General features: G+C 54.2%; 21 protein-coding genes and 1 pseudogene. 8 read left to right on the top strand and 14 right to left on the bottom strand.

Going from position 1 to position 22,669, the window contains the following annotated elements; translation table 11 throughout:
- Window positions 1–320: 320 nt before the first annotated feature.
- The 3 genes from AB8B76_RS14475 to AB8B76_RS14465 form a co-directional block, all read right to left on the bottom strand.
- Window positions 321–1,358 (bottom strand): fused MFS/spermidine synthase, encoded by a 1,038-nt coding sequence (locus AB8B76_RS14475; RefSeq protein WP_405273553.1) that lies wholly within the window; start codon window positions 1,356–1,358, stop codon window positions 321–323.
- Between the two features lie 48 nt (window positions 1,359–1,406).
- Entirely contained in the window at window positions 1,407–3,305 is a 1,899-nt protein-coding gene (locus tag AB8B76_RS14470) for a pyrroloquinoline quinone-dependent dehydrogenase (RefSeq protein ID WP_405273550.1), read from the bottom strand.
- Window positions 3,306–3,377: 72 nt separating this feature from the next.
- Window positions 3,378–4,787, bottom strand: coding sequence for an aldehyde dehydrogenase family protein (locus AB8B76_RS14465; RefSeq protein ID WP_405273548.1), 1,410 nt, complete (start codon window positions 4,785–4,787; stop codon window positions 3,378–3,380).
- A 196-nt stretch (window positions 4,788–4,983) separates the two neighbouring features.
- Between AB8B76_RS14465 and AB8B76_RS14460 the strand changes: the two genes are divergently transcribed.
- On the top strand, window positions 4,984–5,928 hold the full coding sequence (locus tag AB8B76_RS14460; RefSeq protein WP_405273546.1) for an SDR family NAD(P)-dependent oxidoreductase: 945 nt from the start codon (window positions 4,984–4,986) through the stop codon (window positions 5,926–5,928).
- A 70-nt stretch (window positions 5,929–5,998) separates the two neighbouring features.
- Here AB8B76_RS14460 and AB8B76_RS14455 read toward each other — a convergent pair whose 3' ends face one another.
- Complete coding sequence (locus AB8B76_RS14455) at window positions 5,999–6,781, bottom strand: SDR family NAD(P)-dependent oxidoreductase (RefSeq protein WP_405273544.1); 783 nt, start codon at window positions 6,779–6,781, stop codon at window positions 5,999–6,001.
- A gap of 121 nt (window positions 6,782–6,902) precedes the next feature.
- Window positions 6,903–7,691: a thioesterase family protein gene (locus tag AB8B76_RS14450; RefSeq protein ID WP_405273542.1), complete on the bottom strand. Its 789-nt coding sequence runs from the start codon at window positions 7,689–7,691 to the stop codon at window positions 6,903–6,905.
- Between the two features lie 167 nt (window positions 7,692–7,858).
- Here AB8B76_RS14450 and AB8B76_RS14445 point away from each other — a divergent pair, with 167 nt between their 5' ends.
- The gene (locus tag AB8B76_RS14445) at window positions 7,859–8,590 is read left to right on the top strand and encodes a DUF1499 domain-containing protein (protein WP_405273540.1); all 732 of its coding nucleotides are present in this window, start codon (window positions 7,859–7,861) and stop codon (window positions 8,588–8,590) included.
- Window positions 8,591–8,619: 29 nt separating this feature from the next.
- On the opposite strand, the gene AB8B76_RS14440 is transcribed toward AB8B76_RS14445, so the two are convergent.
- From AB8B76_RS14440 to AB8B76_RS14430, 3 genes are all read right to left on the bottom strand, one after another.
- Window positions 8,620–9,093, bottom strand: coding sequence for a BLUF domain-containing protein (locus tag AB8B76_RS14440; protein WP_405273538.1), 474 nt, complete (start codon window positions 9,091–9,093; stop codon window positions 8,620–8,622).
- A gap of 194 nt (window positions 9,094–9,287) precedes the next feature.
- A complete protein-coding gene (locus tag AB8B76_RS14435; protein WP_405273536.1) occupies window positions 9,288–10,088 on the bottom strand; it encodes a GGDEF domain-containing protein in 801 nt (266 codons plus the stop codon).
- 343 nt (window positions 10,089–10,431) lie between these two features.
- A complete protein-coding gene (locus tag AB8B76_RS14430) occupies window positions 10,432–12,396 on the bottom strand; it encodes a winged helix-turn-helix domain-containing tetratricopeptide repeat protein (RefSeq protein WP_405273534.1) in 1,965 nt (654 codons plus the stop codon).
- A gap of 234 nt (window positions 12,397–12,630) precedes the next feature.
- Here AB8B76_RS14430 and AB8B76_RS14425 point away from each other — a divergent pair, with 234 nt between their 5' ends.
- Entirely contained in the window at window positions 12,631–13,770 is a 1,140-nt protein-coding gene (locus AB8B76_RS14425) for a DUF3047 domain-containing protein (RefSeq protein WP_405273532.1), read from the top strand.
- Window positions 13,771–13,863: 93 nt separating this feature from the next.
- Here AB8B76_RS14425 and AB8B76_RS14420 read toward each other — a convergent pair whose 3' ends face one another.
- Window positions 13,864–14,595 carry a CPBP family intramembrane glutamic endopeptidase gene (locus AB8B76_RS14420; protein ID WP_405273530.1) on the bottom strand — a complete coding sequence of 244 codons (732 nt, stop codon included), beginning with the start codon at window positions 14,593–14,595 and terminating at the stop codon, window positions 13,864–13,866.
- Between the two features lie 264 nt (window positions 14,596–14,859).
- Between AB8B76_RS14420 and AB8B76_RS14415 the strand changes: the two genes are divergently transcribed.
- Complete coding sequence (locus AB8B76_RS14415) at window positions 14,860–15,978, top strand: aromatic ring-hydroxylating dioxygenase subunit alpha (protein WP_405273529.1); 1,119 nt, start codon at window positions 14,860–14,862, stop codon at window positions 15,976–15,978.
- 6 nt (window positions 15,979–15,984) lie between these two features.
- On the opposite strand, the gene AB8B76_RS14410 is transcribed toward AB8B76_RS14415, so the two are convergent.
- Window positions 15,985–16,941: an AEC family transporter gene (locus AB8B76_RS14410; protein WP_405273527.1), complete on the bottom strand. Its 957-nt coding sequence runs from the start codon at window positions 16,939–16,941 to the stop codon at window positions 15,985–15,987.
- A 258-nt stretch (window positions 16,942–17,199) separates the two neighbouring features.
- Here AB8B76_RS14410 and AB8B76_RS14405 point away from each other — a divergent pair, with 258 nt between their 5' ends.
- Window positions 17,200–17,979 (top strand): SDR family NAD(P)-dependent oxidoreductase, encoded by a 780-nt coding sequence (locus AB8B76_RS14405; protein WP_405273525.1) that lies wholly within the window; start codon window positions 17,200–17,202, stop codon window positions 17,977–17,979.
- A gap of 27 nt (window positions 17,980–18,006) precedes the next feature.
- On the opposite strand, the gene AB8B76_RS14400 is transcribed toward AB8B76_RS14405, so the two are convergent.
- Both AB8B76_RS14400 and AB8B76_RS14395 read right to left on the bottom strand, forming a co-directional pair.
- Window positions 18,007–18,303 carry a hypothetical protein gene (locus AB8B76_RS14400; protein ID WP_405273523.1) on the bottom strand — a complete coding sequence of 99 codons (297 nt, stop codon included), beginning with the start codon at window positions 18,301–18,303 and terminating at the stop codon, window positions 18,007–18,009.
- A complete protein-coding gene (locus tag AB8B76_RS14395) occupies window positions 18,300–18,455 on the bottom strand; it encodes a hypothetical protein (RefSeq protein WP_405273521.1) in 156 nt (51 codons plus the stop codon). The genes AB8B76_RS14400 and AB8B76_RS14395 overlap by 4 nt, the downstream gene beginning before the upstream one ends.
- A 384-nt stretch (window positions 18,456–18,839) precedes the next feature.
- Between AB8B76_RS14395 and AB8B76_RS14390 the strand changes: the two genes are divergently transcribed.
- A complete protein-coding gene (locus AB8B76_RS14390) occupies window positions 18,840–19,862 on the top strand; it encodes an SMP-30/gluconolactonase/LRE family protein (RefSeq protein ID WP_405273519.1) in 1,023 nt (340 codons plus the stop codon).
- A gap of 72 nt (window positions 19,863–19,934) precedes the next feature.
- On the opposite strand, the gene AB8B76_RS14385 is transcribed toward AB8B76_RS14390, so the two are convergent.
- Complete coding sequence (locus AB8B76_RS14385) at window positions 19,935–20,702, bottom strand: hypothetical protein (RefSeq protein ID WP_405273517.1); 768 nt, start codon at window positions 20,700–20,702, stop codon at window positions 19,935–19,937.
- 58 nt (window positions 20,703–20,760) lie between these two features.
- Window positions 20,761–22,053 carry an amidohydrolase gene (locus AB8B76_RS14380; RefSeq protein ID WP_405273515.1) on the bottom strand — a complete coding sequence of 431 codons (1,293 nt, stop codon included), beginning with the start codon at window positions 22,051–22,053 and terminating at the stop codon, window positions 20,761–20,763.
- Window positions 22,054–22,312: 259 nt separating this feature from the next.
- Here AB8B76_RS14380 and AB8B76_RS14375 point away from each other — a divergent pair.
- A pseudogene (locus AB8B76_RS14375) lies at window positions 22,313–22,415 on the top strand (IS6 family transposase); the annotation flags it as partial.
- Window positions 22,416–22,480: 65 nt separating this feature from the next.
- On the top strand, window positions 22,481–22,669 hold a 189-nt coding region (locus AB8B76_RS14370), incomplete at its 3' end, for a DDE-type integrase/transposase/recombinase (protein WP_405273555.1).

The following is a 22,669-nucleotide window of genomic DNA, read 5'->3' as shown; positions in this document are numbered from 1 at the left end:
CAAGTGCCTGCAGATGAGTCGAGAGAAACCGAAATTGCCAACAAGGCTATGGAGTGGAATAGAGCTTTATATGAAGCGCGTTTTTGATGTTGTAACGATCGCTGCATGATAAAAGCCCTTACCCTTAGCCATATGTTTTTCTTGGCCAAGAGCCTCTTTGCATTTTGAGTATCAAATCAAACTAAGTCCAGATTATATGAGCTAGCTTGTGATAACTAATGCGGGACTACGATAGACCAATAAGCAAACTTGTCAAGGCAAGGGTTGTATACCTTAGCTTTACTCACTTCTGAGTAGAATAGGCGGTAGGGTCGGCACGTCTAAGGGCACTTTTTTGCCGCACGAATATGGTCTGTTATTCCCTGCCATGTCGCGTCCTCATCACCCGAGCGCTCCGCCCATGCCAGGAGCTCACTTTGGGCAGGAAGAGGAGTGTCCGAGAGCAGAAGCACGTCGTTGAGGCTTGGCGTGCTGCGTAAATGCAGGCATGAGTTGTAAAACCCCATTAGCTTGCGCGCGACAGTTCGGGCTTTTGAATGGTTTTTCACGGCGATGTTGGCTACGACAACCCCGTCTGCGGCGAGATTACTCTTTACGTCGCTAAAAAAACGACGAGTGGTTAGAGGATCGGGAAGCTGATCAGCGTCATAGGCATCGAGAAAAATATAGTCGTAGGGTGGGCGATCTTCTCTGACAAAATCAACAGCGTCCGCGATATGTATCTGTAACTTGTTGTCTTCGATCACGTCGAAATACTCGGCGGCTACCCGAGCGACTACTGGATCTATTTCTACAGCATCTATATACACCTCGGGCAAGCCAGCGCGGATAAACGCTGGAAAAGCACCACCGCCCAGCCCAATCACCAATAGTCGCTCCAGCTTTTGAGGGACCGCCAGTCCGACAGCGGCGCTTCGCAGGTATGGCATCGGTAACTGCTGAGGGTGCCCCTGCTTTATCCGGCTTTGATCTCTGTCGTCAGCCTTATCAAAGCGTAGGGATCTGTAGCCATTCTCGTCAACTACGAACACCTTGCGATTGAATGAACTGGGAGCTTCGTAGACAAGTTGTGGTGGCGCCGGACTTGCTAGATTCTCCGACAGGTAGGTGACTACACGACCGTACTCATCGTCGGTAAGCGCCATGCCGCTGCCGACCATCATGCTGACTATTTGCAGCCATTCGTCAGGCGAGCGTCGCTGCTCAACAACCAGGTCAATGCCGTGGCAGCGGGTGCAGACTTCTATGACCAGTTCTCTGTCCTTTGCATCGGGCAACGTATTACCGTGCTGTATAAGGTCCTGTGCGGCCGCCACGGTTTGCACCATCGCTAAAAGTACCAGGGCTGTGCGGATCATCATTTTTCTATGAGTGCGATGAGTAAGCATGGCGTTAGGAGCGAGAGTCTAATCGATGCTCAGAGCTACGAGCTCCGCGGGGTGATCCACGCCACCGATACCCACGACGATGTACTGTTTGCCCTCGAACAGATAGCTAATCGGCGGTGACGTGGTACCTGCGCCCAGATCGACCTCCCAAACCACATCCCCCGTCTGCTTGTCGTAGGCGCGGAACATATTGCCGCCGCTGAACTTTGGCATGCTGATACCAACAAGGTCACCTTCACCGAGGAAAAGAAACTCCTTGGTCAACAGCGGCGCCGCTCTTCCCGCCTGACCCAGCTGAGGAAGGTCGAGGCCTTTTAAGGCGGGGTGGTCACGGGGACCGTCGCCGTTAGGCACCATCCATATATGCTCACCGCTGTTCATGTCGATAGCGGTGATTCGCCCATAGGGCGGCTTGATCAAAGGCAGTCCCCGGGGGCCTTCTAGATAAAGCTTAGATTCTGGCGGGCGACGGTAGTTATCGCGGCCAATCCAGGGAACCGTAACAGAGGGCACGTAGATCACCCCCGTTTGAGGGTCTAGCGCGGCGCCATTCCAGTTAGCGCCTCCTACCCAACCCGGTAGATATAGCGTGCCCAGCTTTCCATCGGAGCCCCCTGCAACCGAGGGCGCTGTATACATCTCGCCGTACACGTAATTGTTCAGAATCTCGATGGCTTCGGCGCGCAGTGCCGGGGTGAAATCTATCAGTTGATCTTCACTCATTCCCTGGCGGTCGAAGGGCTCAGGCTTTACGGGGATTGGCTGCGTTGCAGAGGCCTTTTCGCCGGGCATGGTTGACGCCGGGACGGGAGTTTCTATGATCGGAAACAACGGCTCGCCGGTCGCTCGATCAAAGGCAAATACGTAAGCCATCTTGGTGACTTGAATCGCCGCTTTGCGTAGCTTGCCGTTGACCTTTATGTCGGCCAGCATTGGAGGTGTAGGCAGGTCGTAATCCCAAAGGTCGTGGTGCACAGTTTGATAATGCCAGACCTTTTTGCCGGTCCTGGCGTCCAGAGCAACGAGTGCATCGGAGTACAGGTTGTCTCCCGGTCGTGACACGCCGTAGTAGTCACTGGGAGGTGCGCTTAACGGAAGGTACACATACCCCAGCTCTTCGTCGGCGCTGAACATGGACCAAACCTTGGTTTTTCCGCCCCGGCGCCATGATTCATTTTCCCAGGTTTCTGTGCCCGGCTCACCCTCGCGGGGTACGGTATGAAACGTCCATAGGTGTTCGCCCGTACGCACATCGTAGCCGCGAACATCTCCCGTCAGAGATGCCTTGTTCACGTCCCCGGTACCGGTGGCGATCGGCTGCCCCCCGACGACAATAACGCCCTTCACTACAATGGGTGCAGGAGCTTTCCATAGAAACAGGTTCTTAGGGTCGTCGCGGAGATCTACGCGACCGTTGTCGCCGAAGTCTTCTACGACTTCGCCGGTGCGGGCGTTTAACTGATAGAGGTAGGGGCCCCGAATGGTAACAATCCGCAAAGTATCGCCTTCGCCCCAATGGGCGAGTGCCCGGCTTGCTCCGGTAAAGCTTAACGACGGAGCGCCTTCCAGCTCCGCCTGTCGCCAGATCAATGCACCGCTGCCCGGGTTGCGAGCTTCGACCTGCCCGACCTGATTGCTTAGGTACATGACGTCATCGATGACCAGTGGTGCGTTGCGGAAGTTGTTCGACGGCGACAAGCGTGGGTTTTCAGTCAGCAACTTGGGGTCGGTTGCAGGTGCGCGCCAAACGACCTTCAGGCGTTCGATGGTCTCGCGGTTGATCTGATCCAGAGGGGAGTACTTAGTATCCCCGAGATCTCCTCCGAAGTGCGCCCAGTCGGCTTGATCATCGGCACTGGCGGTCGTCCCGCCGACGGTGATAGCTAAAGCCAATCCCACCACTTTTATTGCGCGCACTTTTGTCTCCTGCCTGATTCCACGGTCTCTCGTACTACAAGCAAAAGCCTAACACGGTGCTGCCGAGCTGATTTACCCGTCAAGCATTGACTGATGTATCACTCTCGCGGTGTCGCCATAGGGTGGAGCGATTTCAATGGCCATGGCTGTTTGATCCATGCTCATGATGCCGCGGGGGTTAGTGAACTCCATAAACCCCTCAATACCATGGTGGCGGCCGTAGCCACTGTTACCTGTTCCCCCAAAGCCCATGCCTGGCAATGAGGCATGCAATGCCGCGCCATTGATCGTGACACCTCCGGAGCTCGTCCGGTTTATGACCTCGTTGCATAACGCTTTGTCGTCACCGTATACGTACAAGCCCAGGGGTCGCTCCCGGGCGTTGATAAAAGCAATCGCCTCGTCGATGGTGTCGTAGGGGACTAGAGCCAGCAATGGACCAAAGAGCTCCTCGTTCATGACGAGGCTATCTTCTGAGGGGTTAACCACCAGGGAAAGCGCCATACGCCGATTCGGTGAATCACTGTCTTCAGTTAATTGCTCTATGTGAAATCCGCGAGTTCGCGCGTCATTCAGTATTGTCTCGAGTCGAGCATAATGACGATCGTTGATGATGCCTGTGATGTCATCGCCCGTGACGTAGTCCGAGGCCTGCTCTTTGATAAAGGCCTGTGCAAGAGAAACGAAGCTCTCTAAATCAGCGCGTGGCACTAACGCGTAGTCTGGCGAGACACACATCTGTCCGTTCTTGATCATCTTGATACGCAGTACATTCGCCACGTTAGCGGCGGTGACGCTACCAGACGTGAACAGCGTGGGGGATTTGCCTCCCAGCTCAAGAGTCAGCGGAGTCAGGTTGGGGGCCGCAGCAGCTGCTACATGCTTCGCAACCGCTGGATTACCGGTGTACAAAAGGTGATCGAAGGGGAGGCTGGGGAAAGCCTGTGCCACATCGAGGTCTCCAAGCACAACGGCGACGTGATCCTGGTCGAAGGTCGCGTTAACCATTTCGGATAATAGCTCTGAGCAAGCTGCGGAAATCTCGGAGGGCTTGATCATGACCCGGTTGCCCGCAGCGAGCATGTCGCAGAGTGGCCCGATAGTTAGGTCAAAGGGGAAATTCCAAGGGCTCATATTTCCGATCACTCCCTTGGGCTGACGCATCACATAGGCCGAACTTTCCCCGTGCATCGCGGGGTCAGTCTCCCGTGGGGAGGGTTGCATCCATTGCTCAAGATTCGCCTTGTTGTATTCGGCGCGACCCAGCATGCCAAACACCTCAATGAAATCACCCTGCATGGTGGGGTGGGTGGCAAAGTCCGTGTTCAGTGCGTCAAGAATTTTTGTACGGTAAGACAGCATCATGGCGATGACAGCATCCAGCCACTCTGTGCGCTGTTTGAGCGTTGGCGTTGGGGTTTTTAAGAATGCGGCTTTTTGATGCTCGAGAATAACGCTCAAATTTTCGACTGGTGTTTGCAAAATTTATTCTCCCTGATGATGAGTGCGTCCTTACTACGGAAAACCTGGACGGCGAATTAGAAGTAACAGCATTCCCCTTATAACAGAGCGTGCATGGAGCAACATCCTACGAGTCCAAAAAGACGCAGATATGTCAGCAGTATTCCGATGTGATACCTATGCTACGCTCCTGCAACTCATTATCCGGAGACACAAAATGTCCAGACTACTTTCACGCCTAGCGGGCATCTTTTTGGTGACTATGACGCTTGCTGCTGCGGCTCAGAGCCCCGAACCACAGAAATCCATATTGATAACCGGAGCAACATCCGGCATCGGCCGCAATTTAGCGGAAACGCTTGCCAGGGAAGGTCACCATGTTTACGCAGGCGCGCGTACCGACGCCGAAATGGCGGAGCTTAATGCAATAGACAACATTACAGCGGTTCGCTTGGATGTGACCAAGCAGGATGAGATCGACGCTGCCGTGCAGTTCATCGAAGATAGTGGAACAGGCCTGTATGCATTGGTAAACAATGCAGGCATCTACGATGGCGGCTCAGTGTTGGACACCGAGATTGACGTTATGAATTTGGTGTATCAAGTGAACGTTGAAGGAGTGCTGCGTACGACTAAGGCGTTCGGCCCGATGGTGATCGAGTCGAAAGGACGCATTGCGACAACGGGATCAATAGCGGGAACTGTGTCGGGGCCAGGCTTTGCAGCATATAGCGGCAGTAAGCACTACATCGAGGCATTTACTGATTCCCTCGCCGCTGAACTCGAGCCTCTGGGCGTCAAGATCAGTGTTATCGAGCCCGGGAACTATCAAACACAGATTCGGCGCAGCGCAGCGAAGCGTTCAATGGCCCGCGTTGTGGGCAACGGCGGCGTTGTTACTTCCGGCATGGAAAAACAATACAAGGCGATGGAGGAAGTAGAGCTCTCCTACAAGAAGCCCGACGAAGTCACGCTCGCTTACAAACACGCATTGCTTTCGGATGCTCCGCTCCGTCGCTATGTAGTGGTCCCCAATGCCAACGAACAGCAGTACACCATCGAAACCAAGATCCGTGAGCTGGTGGAACTAAACAGCTGGGGACCTCATAGCTATGACAACCAGGAATTGGTCGAGAAGCTTAAGAGCGCGCTGGGCCAGTGAGCCCGAGGACTTCAAGCGGTTTTGCCAGGCGCGACGTTTGCTGAGAAAAATCGTGAAAGCGAGTGGCGCGTTACAGAAGCGCCATAAAGTTTGGCTGTCCGTTTGAAGCGCTCACACCACCATCAACGGGTAGATTTACCCCTGTGATGAAGCTTGCATCGGTACTGGCAAGAAAAGCGGCTGCGGCCGCTATATCCTCTGGCTCGCCAATTCGACCTAGGGCCACGCGTTGCATGAAACCCTGCATCAAAGCGTCATTGCCAGTGATGTCCTCGACCATATCTGAGCGAGTAATCGAAGGATTGATTGCGTTCACCCGGATTCCCATGCTGCCCACCTGAAGTGCGAGCCCTCGAGTGAGGTTGGTTACGGCACCTTTTGATGCATTGTAGATTGGCAACAGTGAATCTCCGCCAGTACCCGAAACACTGGAGATGTTAATGATCGACCCTGCACTCTTTTGCAGATGGGGTATCGCAGCGCGGCAAAGATAAATAACGCCCTTCACATTTATATCAATAATACGGTCAATTTCGTCGTCGTTGGTTTTATGCAGCATAGAGGAGCCGCCGACGCCCGCATTGTTGACCAGTGTGTCCAGCCCGCCAAATCTCTCAACTGCAGCTCCCACAATTTCGTCGGCAAAGGCGCTTTTGCTAACGTCACCGGGAACCACCAGGGTACGCGCGGCATCAAGCGTCGCCGCTAGCTCCTCGCACTTCTGTGTATTACGCGCATTGATGACGACGTTTGCTCCTTCGTCATGGAACCGTTGAGCGATACCCGCGCCAATACCGGTGGAAGAGCCCGTTACAATGACTGTCTTGCCCGCAAAACGTGTTGATTCATGCATTCTTAGACATTCCCTTTGAGTGACTTTTGGATTCACTGGTAATTATTGTTGCGCCAGACTTTAAGCGAGTATCACTCACCAGGATCGTACGGCCCTACTGCTATTGGTAAGTTTCTGCTACTCATCCGAACATTGTTACTGTTTGTCGCCCTTTCGCGACAAGCCTACCCTTGCTATTCCATACAGACATGTCTTGGGTAGAAAAACCTCCGCGCACGCTTTCGGCACTAGAACTGAAAAGGTACCAGCCGTCTTCGGTTGAAAGATCGTCGGCCACAATGTCTACCATCCAGGTCATGCTACTGACTTTTACAGGTGTAGTGGTCATCGTGAGTGCTGCAGGTGGTAGAACATCTCCTATGCAAAGAAGTCCCACGTCCGTACCTCGCGCTGATGGATCCGTGTGCCGTGCCCACCAGATGACCTCTGGTTTTGAAGCACCGGACATGGGGATGCCACCGCCCACCGGCACTATGTCAAAGTTCCCCATAAACGCCGGGCCGCCCATCGCGGCAAAGTTAAGCACGCTCGCGGGATCGGGAGCACTGACCTTCGGAGCCTGCTGAGGTTCGTAGAGTACGGCGGACTCGCGCGTATCCGAAAACGTTAGCAGCGCCTCCGTTGCTGGCGTTCCTCCACTACTAAGCGATGCACGGACCGTAGCGGCGGTGCGACCGGATCTGAGTATCTGGGCCGTGGCGACGACCTCATCCGCGCTGGGTCCTACAAACGATATGAGGGCTGATCTAAGCGATCTCGTCTCCCCCGTAAGCTCTCTAGTTGCATGCAGCGCGACGCTGCTCGTTAGGCCGCCGTAGAGAGTTCGGCCCTGCTTCCAGCTGTCAGGCGCGTTGAGGAGAAGTGAGTCTGAATCTCGGATGGTCGCCGCGAGAAGATTGGTGAAAAGCACAGAAAAAATCCAGCAGAAAAGTTACACAACTATACGCGTGCAATGCGCTTAGAGATTAGAACACTTTGTCGGGGCGCATTAGCGCACAACAACAGCTCGCAACAATAGCTCTTAACAACGATGGCGGTCGGAACCTTTGCGAGGTAGGCTTTCAGCAACTTAATTGCATGGTTGCCGAAGACATGGCGAAAATCTTAAGACTACTAGTGATAAGCGGAGCCTTAATTGCCGCTTTGCTGCTGCTGACATCCGGTCCGGGTACACGTTTTGGCCTATGGCAATACGGTACTGGCTTTCTGATGATGCGAATCGCATTTTTCGTCGGCCTTGGGGCCGCGTTACTGGCGGTGCTGCTGCTTGTTGTTCCTAAGACCCGTGCTATGGGAGCGGTACCTCTTGTAGTGACCTTGGTGCTGGGTCTTGGCACTGCCTACTTGCCGTGGAGCGGTGTACAGAAAGTGCGATCATTGCCGTACATACACGACATCAGCACCGATACGACGAATCCCCCTGGTTTCGTTGCCGTGCTGCCGTTGCGCGTGGATGCGCCCAACCCTCCAGAATACCTGGGCGAGGAAGTGGCATCGCAGCAGCGCGAGGCCTACCCGGACATCAGTACGCTCGCTCTTGCCATACCCACGGATCAGGCGTTTGAGCGCGCACTGGCGGTGGCCGAAGGAATGGGCTGGGAGATTGTGGCAAGGGAACCTTCTGATGGGCGAATCGAAGCTACAGAGACGACCTTTTGGTTTGGGTTCAAGGACGACGTGGTGATCAGGATCGCTAAAGCAGAGGGCGGTAGTCGGCTGGATGTGCGGTCCAAGTCTCGGGTTGGTATGAGTGACGTAGGCGCAAATGCAGAGCGGATTAGAAAGTTTCTGAAAACCCTGCAGGGTTAAGGATTGAGTCTTCTTTCAATGCTGCCACGTTAACTTCCCCCAAGGGAGGCCAACGGTGCCGAACCAAGGTGGACGAGTATGCGTTTTAATGCCGCGACGCTGTTTTCATCTTCGGCGCTTTCGAGCGCGTCCTGCAGTACTGTGCGGATGTCGTCTGCTTCCACCCGCTCCATTTCCCATGCCGGGTAAAGACGCTCGCGATTATCGACACTGCGGTCCAACTCCACAATATCGTGGTGCCGCGAATCACCATAAATGCTTTTAATCAGGCTTTTCACTTCGGTGGGCGGACCCTCGACCCATTGGAAGAAGACACCACTGCCGAAAACGAGCATCCCGGTGATGCGTCGGGCGGCATTGCTGCGTTGAGAGAAGTCGATAATGCGGTTCACCTCGACGTCACCGACGCCTTTGGATGCACGGCTACAGTAAACAAATGTTTCGAGCGCCATTCCAGAATATTCCAGGTCGGCATCGCGTGGAAAGCCAGGTTCGTCGAACATAAATGGGACTCGTTTTGTCTATGCGAGGAGGGTCATACCCACCGTGTGGTCGCAGCAGCGTAGCGCACTTTTCAAGATCATGTGGGAGTGGCCTTTCTTTGATTGGCGGAACCCGGTTTTCCATTTCCTTAGCCCACGACCTCCGCTGCGTCACTGCGAGGGAGGTTTGCATTGTGAGGCTGGAGATACGCTGCTTAGGCGGAGCGCGTTGCTGCCCGAATACTTTGTTCTCGATTGGCACGTTTCGAGGAATAGAGTTGTTGATCTGCTCGCGTAAGAGCCTCCTCAACGGATTCTCCGGAGCTTTGCAGCGCCGTACCAATGCTGCTGTGAAGAATGATGGCTTGGCTTGAGTCCGGAAGATCTATCGCTAAACGCTCACAGCGCTCTTTGATCTCTTGTTGTTTGCGACGTACTGCATCTTCACCTGCAACAACAACGAAGCCAAATTCGTCCCCTCCTAACCTGCCAATGCATCCCTCTTCTCCTACTACCGATGAGAGTCGCCGAGCGATCTCGATCAGGGCTGCATCACCAGCGGAGTGACCAAAAGAGTCGTTGATTTGCTTGAAACTGTCGCAGTCAAGAATGCCAACGAGGCACAGCTGAGTATTGGCAGTATTGGTACCCAGGAGCTCGATGGATTGGAAGAACCCGCGTCTGTTGGCTACACCAGTCAGTACATCGGTTGTTGCGAGCTGTGTTGCAGCTTGAACTGCCTCTTCCAGACGTTGCATCAGGCGGACAAGCACCAGGGTGGCTATAGGCGCACAAATCGATGGCACCACAACGGCTAGACCAAGAGCGATAAGTAAGCCGTTCGGGGATTCGTTGGATTCTGCGTACAAGGGCCAGCAAACGGCAAGCGTGATGGCTACGGAGGTGGTTATGGATATTGCGGTTACCAGCGCCACAGCGCCACCTAGGCCGTGGAGTTGATAGAGCCGCAGCACCTGCCGCTCGAGAAAATAATGCTGCTGTCTTCGTTCGTTCATAAGGCAGTCGTTGCGTTAGGTCTCAGTGAGAGGGTAACCGAAATACAGATAATTAAAAGCGCTTGGTTAGCGCGTAAAGCAACGGCGCTGCTAGAACGCTGGCCGCCAGAGTGCTGTTGCCCCTCTTCAAGACGCGTAGCCCCGGCTCAATGTCACCGTTACCAGCGTAGCGAAAATTTCCGGCAGCAGTGTGGTAGGGCTGTCCGAATCGCGCAGGCCAAGCTGGGCGGCATTAAATAAAGGGCAGAATTGATAGGGCCCAGTAGCACTGGAACCTACTGCCAACCGATCTTAACAATAGCCAAGTTAGGGTTCAGCACCTTGTAAGCCGAAGAAACGCAGCTTAGTCGCAGTAAAAACTACTCGTTTTGTCGGGGCTGCTTGCATGGCAATAGTCTGGCCATCCATGCTTTTGCCACGTTCTGGTAAAGCCCAGTCGTTCAGCAAAATCGATGAATTTAGCCTCACGCGTTGGAGTGGGGATACTGCTAGCGCCCATCCACATCATTCGAAGGGCACTTGCGTTTAACAAGAACGGTCGGTCGATGAAAGACTGTAGATATCTGTCTGTCTCTCCAATCGCTTGAAGTACCCCATAGAGATAGCTGCTCATGGGTACGCTCGGGTCGTTGGCGACTTGAAGGGCGATGGAGCTTACCCGCTCTATAGCCGCTTGATCCCGCAGGGCGTAGATACGGCCAAGATCGTCCCATATCTCAGTCGTTGTCAGGGCTTCGGGGTATCTTGACTTAATGACCGCGGGGAGTTGCTGCCAACATTGGTAAGACTCTTTGGGTCTTCCGGTGTTTCCCAGCTGCACGCATCTCAGTAGACCGGCGGGAGCGAAACCCAAAGACGCGCTGCGCTCAATCAGCGCCATACCACCATCCACATCACCGAGATGAATTTTGGCTTGGCCTAAGTTGAGCAGGCCCAGAGTATCCGTCGGGTCCAGAAGCAGCCCCGCTTCGATGATTTCTGAACCTTTAGAAACGTAACCAAGGGATAGATGATAAAGGCCGCGGCGGATCGCGAAAAACGGCTGGTTCGGGGCTGCGGAGTACGCACGTTCAATCGCATCAAAGGAGGCGTCAAAGTTGAGGTCGTAGTCGTGAAGTAGCGCACTCACGTAATGCCCCATGGGAACGTCACTGTCTATCGTTAGTGCTTGCTGTACGGCGAAACGAGCCATACTTATGTGATCGCTCGAATCTTGCTCTGGGTCCGTTACAGGTATAAAGAGATGTGATCGTGCCAGCCATGCCCAGGCATCGGCGAAACTCGCATCGCGCTCGACCGCTTTACCCAACAGATCAATCGCAGTTAGTTTTTCCTGGCGTCCAAAGCGGCGGGACATTGCTCGGCCCTGCAGGTACAGCTCGTAGGCCTCCCGATCCCTTGTGAGTAGCGGGGCAAGACGACCGTCTCCGGCGCTGGCAGGGCTAAGTTCGCTAGCTATGGAGCGGGCAACGGACTCTTGATACTCAAAAATATCATTGAGATCGCCATCAAACGTTTTTGACCACACGTGGTAGCCATCTGCTACACGAACGAGTTGCGCGGTCACCCGCACAGTATCGTCCTGCTTGCGCACAGAGCCTTCCAGCAAAAAGTTGACGTTGAGTGCTTCGCCGATTTCTTTCACGCTTTGAGCGCCGTCGCGGTAGGCGAAGGACGACGTGCGCCCGGCTACGCTGAGCTCTTCAACCGTGGCGAGCGCATTCAGAATTTCCTCGGCGAGACCGTCAGAAAAGTACTGTTGATTACCGTTAGGACTCAAATCGGCAAACGGTAGTACGGCAACAGAGTTATCGAGCGCCGGTCTGGCGATGGCTGATGAAATCTCATCTAGTGGTGCCTCACTCGTCGCCGGCCTCGGAAGCTGAAGCAACCAAAGTATCAGCACGCTTGCCGCGATGACGAGACACACAACCGTTAAAGTTCTGTATTTGGGATCACGGCTTGTTGCCTTTGGCGTTTTGGCTGCTGTGATTGACGGCTGGATATCTGCGATTAGCCGATAGCCCACTTTGGGTACCGTTTCGATGTGCTCGTGTTGACCGCGCGCATCCCCCAGCGCTTTGCGAAGAAGTGAAATCGCGCGTGATAGACGTTCCTCACCGCCAAACTGATTGCCCCAGACGGCGTCAATGAGCTGTTCTCGGCTGACCACCTCGCCAGCGCGATCTATCAGCACTCTTAAAACTGCGAGTACTTTCGGCTCCATCGGGCTTACATGTGATTCTCTGGTGATCCGCATGGACCGGAAGTCCACGTCATTGATACCCACACTAAATCTGTTGCTCACAGGGTCATGAGTAGCCGCCAACGCGTCGGTTTGTGTTGGATTATCGAACAAAGATAGTGGGCTTCGCGAGTCTAATGGTGTCTGAGACTGGAGTAAAAATCATTTGAATTCAAGGCCTAAGAAAAACCTAAGAGAAAACTAAAGTATTCCTACAGTATTTTGGAACGCGTCGGCGCATGTTGGGATTTCATAAGACGGTTACTGGCGTAATACCAAATCCAAGAGGCAAAGACCATGCGATACAGATTAGATAAAAATCCCATATCACTACTATTAGGAGCGGCGGCTATCGTTGTGTTGCTCACACCACTGGCGCTCAAGGCTGATGCAAAGGAACTGGGTGGCAACGAGGTGGTTCTCCAGCGGGCGGAGACACTCTTTAGTCATTCACGGGAGGGTTGGCAGAAAACAGACATCAGTCTCAGTTCGGGGCAGGCCGCCACGATAATAGGTGATGGGAAAGTAAACCTGGGCGTGCCCGTTCCTGCGCCCGCGTCTTTATTCTTGTGGGCACGTATCGGTGTGGATGGTGACGTGTTCAACGTTGCCAGCGATACCTATACATTTGTTGCCAAGACTGATGGTGATTTGTATTTGGCGGTGAGGCCGGCGGGATTTTACTGGTCGGATCGTCGAGGCACATTCCCAGCTGATTTTGGCGGGGTGCCTCAATACCCCCTTAGTGCAAAAGCAACTGTTTATGCCTGGAGGGATGCACCTGAAACTGCGTTGGCTGTTATGGCGGCCAACGAGGGTGCTCGATGGAAGCTGGCGCTGAGTCGCTATGTGGATGAACCACAGATTCCTGATGATTTTGAGTATCTCTGGTACTTGGGACAGTCCACAGTTTTTGAGACCTACGAAGATGCGGCGCACACTGGAGTGCGTGCAACGCCCAGTAATGATGCGGGCATCATTCGGAAAGCGCTGGATGTTCCTTTGACCGAAGAAACGCTCGTTTCTTTTGACTGGCTGTATGAGCAGCTCCCCGCAAAAGGACCTGAGACCGAGGCGCAGTATCACGATTACCTGAGCATCGCTTTAGAGTTTGATAATGGACAGGACCTTACTTGGTTTTGGAGCGGTCATCTTGAAGCAGGCACAGAGTTTACTTGTCCACTGCCGTGGTGGGATCAGAGAGAAACTCATGTCGCTGTTCAGTCAGGCGAAGAGGGTCTGGGTGAATGGCAGAGTCACACGAGATCGGTGTTGCAGGATTACATTTCCGCTGTCGGCGGTGAATTGCCAAGACGGATTGTGGGCGTATGGATTATTAATTCTGGCGTCTTTGGCGACAAACCCGGAGAAGCGATATTTGCCAATATCACCGTTCGTAACGGTGATCAGGTTACGGCCGTTTTTGGCCAAAAATAATGTAGGTTGTTTGGGTCGTATTTTTGGGGGTGTGACGCGTCGACTAGCCGTAGGGTTTGTATGGCGTCAGCCCCAGGGGTAAGGAGGCATGTCCTAGGTGATATTACCGTTACTCAGATAGTAAGCAGTAATGCTGATCGAATTAATCAAGCCGTGCGCAATGATCAGTGGGAACAACTTTTTTCCATTAAGCAAATAGACAACTGCAAATATAACTGCGACGCCTCCCGTGCCAATGATCCCAGGGACTCCCTGCGAAATATGCAACATGCCGAAGACTACCGCGTGCAGCACTACGGCCGCAGTGACGCCTTTCTTGTGATCACCAAAGAGCTCAATCAGGCTGTTAAGCAGAAAGCCGCGCATAAGCAGTTCTTCACCCACTGCCGCGCCAATCCAGATAACCACTACGAGGTATAGGAAAAACACCATCGGCTGGCCGAGGAAGAATTCAAATCGGTCGGTAGCGCTTTCCGGGATGTGAAGGCCCAGTACGCCTGATAGGAGCGGCACAACAAGTCCCATGAACAGGAGTACTGCTAGCACGGTTAATAGCGCGAGGCCCACAGACTTAAGCCAGCTCTTTGCTCCCAAAGGGAGAGTCAATCCTCGGTCTTTCCAGCTAAGGCCGTTCTTGCTCATAAAGTAGCTGGCGACAAATATGCCGCACCACATGGCAATCGAACCCGCGCCAATCGCATTAAAGCGGTCGGCAACATCCTTTACCAATAGCATTACGCCGAGTACAACGAGTACTTCAAAAACGGTTTTTTGCCCGCGGGATAGCTTCGTTGTTTTTGGTTCTTCGAGCGATGGAGTCTGCATCAGGGGTGTCCGTGAGGTTTTGTTGCTAGATTGCGCGTAACCCTACTGAAGCAGGTTGACCCTGTGTACTACTCTAAGCCGGACTGAGTATCAAACGCGACGAGATGCCATGTTCTGCTCTTTTACATCAAGGTGCACCAGCGTCAGGTCTTAGGTTAGCTTGACAGTGCTGGTTGTACAGCGGAGTGTAGCCTGTCCCGATCAGCCTGGAAGTAACATTGCTCTAATCGGCGTTTTTCAGTGGATCCCAAGCCAAGAGGCGGTATGAACAAGCTCCTGAACGAACAGCAAATCACCGAGCGAATTTTTAGCCACATTGATAATAAGAGTACGGATCTTGGAGACACGGTATGGAAAGAGCCCGTGGCCAGTTATTTGTCCCAGGAGCGTTTCGACGCCGAAATAGGGCTGTTGCGACGTATGCCAGTGGCCTTTTGTCCCTCGGTAATGCTGTCTGAGAAAGGGAGCTATATCGCGAGGAAGGCCGCCGGCACACCGCTATTAGTTGTCAGAGGTGAAGATGGCCAGATCCGAGCCTTTATCAACGGCTGTCGTCATCGCGGTATGCCGGTTGCCAAGGACAGTGGCTGCGCGCGATCTTTTGTTTGTCCCTACCACGCCTGGACCTATGGTCTTGATGGACAGTTAAGGCATATACCCGGTCGCGAAGGGTTTCCGGGAGTTGAGCTGCAGGATAATGGATTGGTGGAAGTTGCTGCCGCAGAAAAGGGTGGCTTGGTCTACGTGAATCAAAGCGGCCCTATAGACGAGAGCTTTCTCAAAAACACGCCGGACTTCTTTTCTGGCGAGCAGCAATTTTTTGATCAAAGCGAGTACAGCGATGAGTCAAACTGGAAGTTGATCGCCGAGACCACCATGGAGGGATACCACATCAAGTCTCTGCACAAGCAGAGCTTTTATCCCTACGGACTCGACAACACAAATATTGTTGAGACCTTCGGTGCTAATTCCAGAGTTATCTTTCCGTTTAAACGCATCGAAAAGCTTCGGACTATTGAACCTTGTGAGCAAAGCCTCGATGGAATGATTACCTCCGTGTACCAACTTTTCCCTAACGTTGCTGTTTCGATTCTATCGAAGCATTCAACGGTAACTATCTTTGAGCCACTGAGTCCATCTCGCACGCAAATACTCATTTATCGTGTAACTAACAGAACGTCCGATGGGTCTAGCATAGAGCTTGAAGAGGCTATGCGAGATGCAGTTTTTGTGAAAGCCGCGGGCTTTGATGAAGATCGTGAAGCTGCCTGTTTGATTCAAGAAACTCTGGAGGCCGGGGCTAACCAGCATCTTACTTTTGGCTATTTTGAAAAAGCGATTGTGCATTTCCACAAGCAGCTCGCGGAGCACTTGTCCGCATAACCACACTCAGATTTGCAGTAACCCTGCCAGCGATAAGAGGAAAAACCCCACGGTTACTGTGACCGCAGAAAACAACGTGGTCAGAACGATGATGTTGGCGGCGAGACTGCCGTTACCACCCGCGGCTACAACCATTACGAAGCTGGCCGCCGCGGTTGGCGAGGCCAGTAACAGGAACAGAACTCCTAGTACTTCGCCGCGCAGTCCCAGCAGCAGGCCAAAGGAGACTGCCAAGGCCGGCCCCGCACACAGGCGCCATGCAGTCGCTTCCCAGGTTAATGCCGCTCCCCGACGAAGTTGATCGAGTTTCATGGCTCCGCCGATGCATAACAGAGCTAGCGGCAAAAAAAAGCTTGAAATGCCGTCCGCAAGGATAACCGCCGGTGCCGGTAGCGGCAGTTGTAGCGCGGCCACGAGCATTCCAAAGGCGATACCGATAATCAGCGGGTTTTTGACCATACCCAGTGCCAGCCGCGACAGCGACTGGTGATCTCCTAGCGTGGCATTCAAAATCCACACCGCCATGAGGTTGTAAAGCATGGTCAGTACGGCGATGGGTAGGGCTGCCAACAATAACCCCGATTCCCCGAAAGCCGCGGAGCACAGCGCCACGCCAACGATCGCCAGATTGGAGCGGTAGGCTCCTTGGACAAATATGCCCACGCTGGCCCGGGCAAAGCCCCGCCACGACGCATAGCCCCAGCTCAAAATCATGGTTACCAGGGTCGCGAGAGTGCCCGCCAGCAGAATGGTGATACTGCCCGAGTCGCGCAAATCAAGCTGGGCGGCGCTGGAAAAAAGCAAAAATGGCAGGGCCCAATTGAATCCGAAACGAGATACGGTATTGACCATTGACTCCGATAGCCAGCCGATCCTGCGCGCGAAAATACCAGCGAGGACCCAGCAGAAGGTGGGTCCCGAGACGGTGATTGCGGTTACAAAAATAGTGAGCGGAGAATCCAATTCGGTGCTCAGTCAGGACAATTCCCAATTATGCCAGTGCTTGCAGGGAGAGTGGGTGTCTTGTGTTCGCACTGTCGGTGGGGTGGAACGGATGCCGCCGGCAGGTACTGTCTAACAGCTAGTACCTCCAAATGTCTTCCGGGATTGGCGATGCGTATAATGCTGTCCTATGCGGTGCCGGCTTGAAAACGTTTTTGGGTCAGGCGCGAATCTTTACGAACCGAATTAGACAACCAAATCAGCAATCGGGAGCCCCCTATGCCACGCATGAACCTTCAGAACAGCACAGCCATCGTTACCGGAGGTGCGTCAGGCATCGGAGAGGCGTGCGCACGCCAGCTCGCAGACCTGGGGGCTACGGTGGTTATCGCGGATCTCAATGAAGCGCAGGGCGAAGAGATCGCCGGCGAGATCGGCGGTCATTTCGTGAAGTGCAATGTCACCAGTGTAGAGGATGTGGAGGCTGTGGTTGCCAGAGCATCGGAGCTGGGTCCGCTTCGGGTTTGTGTGAACTCCGCGGGTATTGGAGCACCGGGTCGCACCATCAATCGAGATAACGAACCCCTGTCGCTGGATAAGTTCACCGCGGTTGTGACCATCAACCTGATTGGTACCTTTAATATGCTAAGCCGAGCGGCGGGTGCGATGGCGAAAACCGATCCACTCGATGAGGATGGCAGCCGGGGTGTGATCGTCAACATGGCCTCCGTGGCGGCGTTTGACGGGCAGATCGGTCAGGCGTCCTATTCGGCGTCGAAGGCGGGTGTGGCGGGCATGACTCTGCCTGTGGCGCGGGACCTCGCGGTTTCGGGGATTCGTGTGAACACAGTGGCGCCAGGACTGATCGATACACCGATTTACGGCCACGGCCCAGAGTCCGAGGCCTTCAAGGCGCATCTAGGCCAGTCTGTATTGTTCCCGAAACGCCTCGGTAGCGGCGAGGAGCTGGCTTATGCCGTTATCGAGTGTGTCACCAACCCCTACCTCAACGGCGAAGTAATTCGTCTGGACGGTGGTATTCGCATGCCGCCGAAGTGATGCGCGGGTAGAGGCATTACATTGGTATCAGGCGAACCGCTGTCGCATAGCCTCCGAACGCAACAAATAGGTGGCAAAAACCACGTAGACCACATACTCGAACAGCATAATAAGGAAGCGGCTCGGGCCTCCGCCCCAAGCGTCAAAGTCCACCGTCTCTATAAAGCAGATGGTAGCCAGTTCGGCGTACATCATCACGGTCACGAACGGCGTAGGTTGCCAGCGTCTGAAGTAGCCGGCTACGAAGATGCCGCCCGTGGCCATGATGGCAGCGAAGTGCAGGAACTGGGTGCCGGCTGCGAAGTGTCGCGCGACGTGGTTCATGAATCCTCCGGGAAGTGGTTTGCTACGAAGCTCTGCGCCTCAGGCCGAGAGCCCTCACGGACGGCCTGCGGAGTTACTCCCGTCCAGGCTCTAAACGCCGGGTAGAGGGAGTTTGGATCATCATAGCCGATCAGGAGTGCGACCTCAGGCATCGACATCGACCAGTACAGCCAATCTCTTAGTAACCTTTGTCATCATTTTCATGAAGAGCCCAGGCTCCATGCGAGCTAACAACGGGGTGTGAGAGCTGCCCGGGTGAGCGCAAATGGCACGTACTTTTTATGCCGCTATGGCGTTGCTAACACAGAATTTATGCCAGAGGCGATCCACAGTGCAGAGCTTTACGAGAACAATCGGGCCGCGCAATCATAGAGCCGGCCCCACGGGATTGAAGCAGGTCTAAGGCGGTTTCAGGCTGTCAAACTGACGGCTATCATCGATCGGCTTGAGGCCTCTTACTTTGGCTGGAGTGTTACGCTCAGATCTCTCGATTTCAATATTCGATCGAGACTTGTACATCTACGGAGCTGTTCGCAATGCGGAATGTTTTTGCCATTTTGTTGAGTGTTTTGATGCTGTCCACGCCTGCGGCGGCAGGCGATGGGCGCTTTATTGCCGCCCGCACCGATGCGCTTGACGATCGATTTTTCCAGTTCATTGAGCCGGGTAGAAAGATCGAAGTGCTTGCCCCAGAACACGAGTTTGGCTGGGCTGAAGGTCCGATCTGGGTTACGCAACTGAACTCGCTGCTGTTGTCGGATGTCGCCGCTGATACGATCTATCAATGGAGCGCCGAGGCCGGTTTGAGCATCTATCTGCGGCCTTCGGGTCACGCGCAGGATGATTCGGGGCATGCCTGGCGTGGATCAAACGGTCTCGCTCTGGACCAGCAGGGGAAACTTGTTCTGGCGCAGCAAGGTAATCGGACTCTATCGCGCATGCTGGCGCCGTTGAACCAGCCGGCAGCGAACTACCAGGTGTTGGCACAGCGCTATCAGGGAATGAAGATTAACAGTCCCAATGATCTGATTGTGCACTCGTCGGGAGATATCTATTTCACCGACCCGCCTTACGGTCTTTCAGGGTTCGAGAACAGCCCTGACCGCGAACTCGACTTTTTCGGTGTGTTCCGCTTATCTCCCGAGGGCCGGCTATCCGCGATCGATACGACCCTGGCGAAACCGAACGGGATAGCCTTGTCGCCGGATCAACAAACGCTGTTTGTGAGTAACTCGGCGCCTGACGGGCCACATATCCGGGCAATTGCACTCGATTCCGACGGCAGTCCGCTCAGCAGTCGTTTATTCTTTGATGCCAGTTCTACGCTGGCGGATGGGCCCGGTTCGACAGACGGGATGGCGATGCATGCCAGCGGCTATTTGTTTATCTCAATTGCAGATGGTCTTGCGCTATTGTCACCGCAAGGCGAACTGGTCGGTACGATCGCATTGGGTCAAGTCACTAACCTGGCGTTCGATGATGCTTTTTCTTATCTCTACATAACCTCACCGCAGAAGCTGTTTCGGCTGGCCATCAACCCGCTGGTGACGGAAAACTAGAGACAGCAGCAGGTTTTTCGCCCCAGAGAGGGTGTCGCTTCAATCTGAGTCGTCGCGACATTGAGCCACTGCCTAGAGGGTTCGCAGGTGTCGATCAACATCAGTAATCAGCATGTTGATCGTTTCTGCTGCATCGTTATAACGCTTCAATAAATTACTGTAGTTTCGACGACGGGCATGGAGCGCGAAAGTGAATCGTGGGTCCTTGGCGAGAACTCGCATATCGCTGATTCCTACCAATCTTTTTACTCCAGCAGTTTTCTCCTCGAGGTGGTCTAATGCAATCTCGCCATCGGCGCTCTCCGATTCCACGAGGCTCACTTCGACGTAGGGGGCGTAAATCGGATAGAGCCGCGTTTGACCGGAAGTCCTTAGAATATCCTCAAGCACACGAACTCTAGGCATGATCCCCGTATACAAGTCGCTGAGACCGCGCCTGACGTCGGCTTCACTTACCAACGTTAGTCCCGCGCTTTTCAACGACTCAAAACCGCTGGATTGGGGATACAAACGCGGGACGGCGCCCATGACGTATATCGTCTCGGCAGTTCCAGAAATTGGGGATGCCGAGTCGGTTAGTAAATCGCTAATCAATCGATCTAAACCTGCAAGTATTTCACGCCCGGTTTTCCTATCACCTTGTAAATCAAGCTCCGTTGCCTCGAGATCGGACTTCACTTCAAGCAACAGAACGCGTTCCTGTGCCCGGTCGTTGCGATACTGGCGAAACTCCTCAACCTGAAAAGCAATAAGGATGCCGAGGACAACTATTCCGATCTCGATAAACGAATCTGTCCAGTCACGATGGCGTAAACTGCTGGCGATTTTTGCGAGGATCACGTCAGCTACCTAGTACCCAAAACATCAGATCCAAACTCCTCTACAGCACGTTTCTATCTCACTGAGCATTCAGCCACGCCAGCGCGAGACCGCTTAGCGCGCGAACTCCATGGGGCAGAGCCGCATCGTTCACATAAAAAAGAGGGGAATGGTTTGGCGCACTTTCACCTTGGGCTTTATTGTCAGCGGCCACGCCCAGGCCGACGAACAGACCCGGTATTTCATTGGCGAAAAATGAAAAGTCCTCGGCGCCCATGATGGGTTTGACGACCACGGCCTTGCCGCCGCGAGATACACGATCTAGCTCTTGAGACATCTGCGCTGTTAACTCCGCGTCGTTCATCGTGACCGGATAACCTTTGTCAATCTGGACCTCGGCAGTCGCCCCGAAGCTCTCGGCCACCAGTTCGGCGGTTCTGATGACGCGTGCATGTACCTCGTCACGCATGGCGGGGTCGAGCGTGCGAATGGTGCCGGTCATGCGTACCTCGTCCGGTATGATGTTGCCGCGATTTCCGCCTTCAATCGAGCCGATGGTAACCACCGCCGGCGCCTGCGAAATATCCACCTGACGGCTGACAATGGTCTGCAGACTGTTGATGATTTGCGCAGATGCTGCGATGGGGTCAACGCCGCGCCAGGGCATGGAGCCATGGGTCTGAACGCCGCGTACCGTCATAGAGATGCTGTCGGCAGCGGCGAGAAAGCCCTCAGGCTTGTATACGATCACGCCCGATGCTTCGGGGAACACGTGCAGCCCAAAGATGGCGCCGGGCGCATAGTCACCCTCGAGCACGCCTTCCTTGATCATGAGTTGGGCGCCGCCCTCCTCGCCGGCCGGCGGACCCTCCTCAGCGGGCTGGAAAATGAATTTCACGTTACCGGGTATCTGTTCACGCATGCTAGCGAGGACTTGTGCCGCACCGAGAAGAATGGCCATGTGGGCGTCGTGACCGCAGGCGTGCATCACCCCGGTTTCTTGCCCCTGCCACTGCGTGGTCACCTTTGAAGCGAATGGCAGGCCGGTTTGCTCAGTGACCGGCAGCCCGTCCATATCAGCGCGGAGCGCGACGGTGGGGCCCGGCAGCCCTCCCTTGAGCACTGCCACAACGCCCGTATGAGCAACGCCTTCTTCAATGTCCTCAAAACCCAGCTCACGCAGGCGCGCAGCAATTTTCTTCGCGGTTTTGAACTCACGATTGCCAAGCTCCGGATTCGCGTGGAAGTAATGCCGCAGTGCCACCGTCGACTCTTCTGCCTGCTCGGTGGCCGCGTCGATATCGGCATGCCAGTCAGCCGCAAAGAGCGGGTGAGCCATTAAAAGCAGTGCCAAAACAGATGCAAATTTCATGGAGGTCTCCATCGGAGCCGACCGTAAGGCGGCGGTAGATTGTGTGCACATCATAGCTTGGACTGGCGCTATGCACGTGTTCAATTTTTTTCTACTAGGGTGAGTGTAAATCACCCGCCCAGGCTGGCCTACCAGGCGCTTGTGGGTATCGCCAAGTTAATTGGCTCTATTGCTAGGCTCGGCCGATGAATATTTACAAGCGGCATCGATTCCCTCCGGACATCATCAGCCACGCAGTACCCATAAAGCGGGGCAGACCCTCTGGCTCTACTACAGATTCAATCTGAGCCACCGCGATATCGAAGATCTACTGGCTGAACGAGGCATCACTGTCAGCCAGGAAGCAATCCGCCTGTGGTGCCCAAAGCATTCGCTGCGCTCGTGGGGCAGGCTCTGCATCAAGTTCAGCGCCATTTATACCCGCCTATTGAAGCGTAAACACAGGGGTTATGGCGATACTTTCTTCATCGATGACGTTTTCGTAAAGATCAACGGTAAGCAGCACTACCTGTGGCGAGCAGTGGATCAAGAGAGCCTGCCCCATGAGCGTAGCGAGTGCTTAGGGCATGGTGAGGTGGTTGACGTGTTTCTGCAGGCAAAGCGCGTTGGTGCTGCT

It is taken from the genome of Congregibacter sp., from assembly GCF_045107095.1.
GTDB lineage: Bacteria > Pseudomonadota > Gammaproteobacteria > Pseudomonadales > Halieaceae > Congregibacter.
The sequence above is the reverse complement of the archived record's forward strand: the minus strand, read 5'-3'. Positions and strand labels throughout refer to the sequence as shown.

Bases quoted from the DNA above. Each gene is read 5' to 3' on its own strand.
- AB8B76_RS14475 (WP_405273553.1), bottom strand. From the start codon at position 1,358: ATGATCCGCACAGCCCTGGTACTTTTAGCGATGGTGCAAACCGTGGCG.
- AB8B76_RS14460 (WP_405273546.1), top strand. From the start codon at position 4,984: ATGTCCAGACTACTTTCACGCCTAGCGGGCATCTTTTTGGTGACTATG.
- AB8B76_RS14455 (WP_405273544.1), bottom strand. From the start codon at position 6,781: ATGCATGAATCAACACGTTTTGCGGGCAAGACAGTCATTGTAACGGGC.
- AB8B76_RS14445 (WP_405273540.1), top strand. From the start codon at position 7,859: ATGGTTGCCGAAGACATGGCGAAAATCTTAAGACTACTAGTGATAAGC.
- AB8B76_RS14440 (WP_405273538.1), bottom strand. From the start codon at position 9,093: ATGTTCGACGAACCTGGCTTTCCACGCGATGCCGACCTGGAATATTCT.
- AB8B76_RS14435 (WP_405273536.1), bottom strand. From the start codon at position 10,088: ATGAACGAACGAAGACAGCAGCATTATTTTCTCGAGCGGCAGGTGCTG.
- AB8B76_RS14425 (WP_405273532.1), top strand. From the start codon at position 12,631: ATGCGATACAGATTAGATAAAAATCCCATATCACTACTATTAGGAGCG.
- AB8B76_RS14420 (WP_405273530.1), bottom strand. From the start codon at position 14,595: ATGCAGACTCCATCGCTCGAAGAACCAAAAACAACGAAGCTATCCCGC.
- AB8B76_RS14415 (WP_405273529.1), top strand. From the start codon at position 14,860: ATGAACAAGCTCCTGAACGAACAGCAAATCACCGAGCGAATTTTTAGC.
- AB8B76_RS14405 (WP_405273525.1), top strand. From the start codon at position 17,200: ATGCCACGCATGAACCTTCAGAACAGCACAGCCATCGTTACCGGAGGT.
- AB8B76_RS14400 (WP_405273523.1), bottom strand. From the start codon at position 18,303: ATGAACCACGTCGCGCGACACTTCGCAGCCGGCACCCAGTTCCTGCAC.
- AB8B76_RS14395 (WP_405273521.1), bottom strand. From the start codon at position 18,455: ATGCCTGAGGTCGCACTCCTGATCGGCTATGATGATCCAAACTCCCTC.
- AB8B76_RS14390 (WP_405273519.1), top strand. From the start codon at position 18,840: ATGCGGAATGTTTTTGCCATTTTGTTGAGTGTTTTGATGCTGTCCACG.
- AB8B76_RS14380 (WP_405273515.1), bottom strand. From the start codon at position 22,053: ATGAAATTTGCATCTGTTTTGGCACTGCTTTTAATGGCTCACCCGCTC.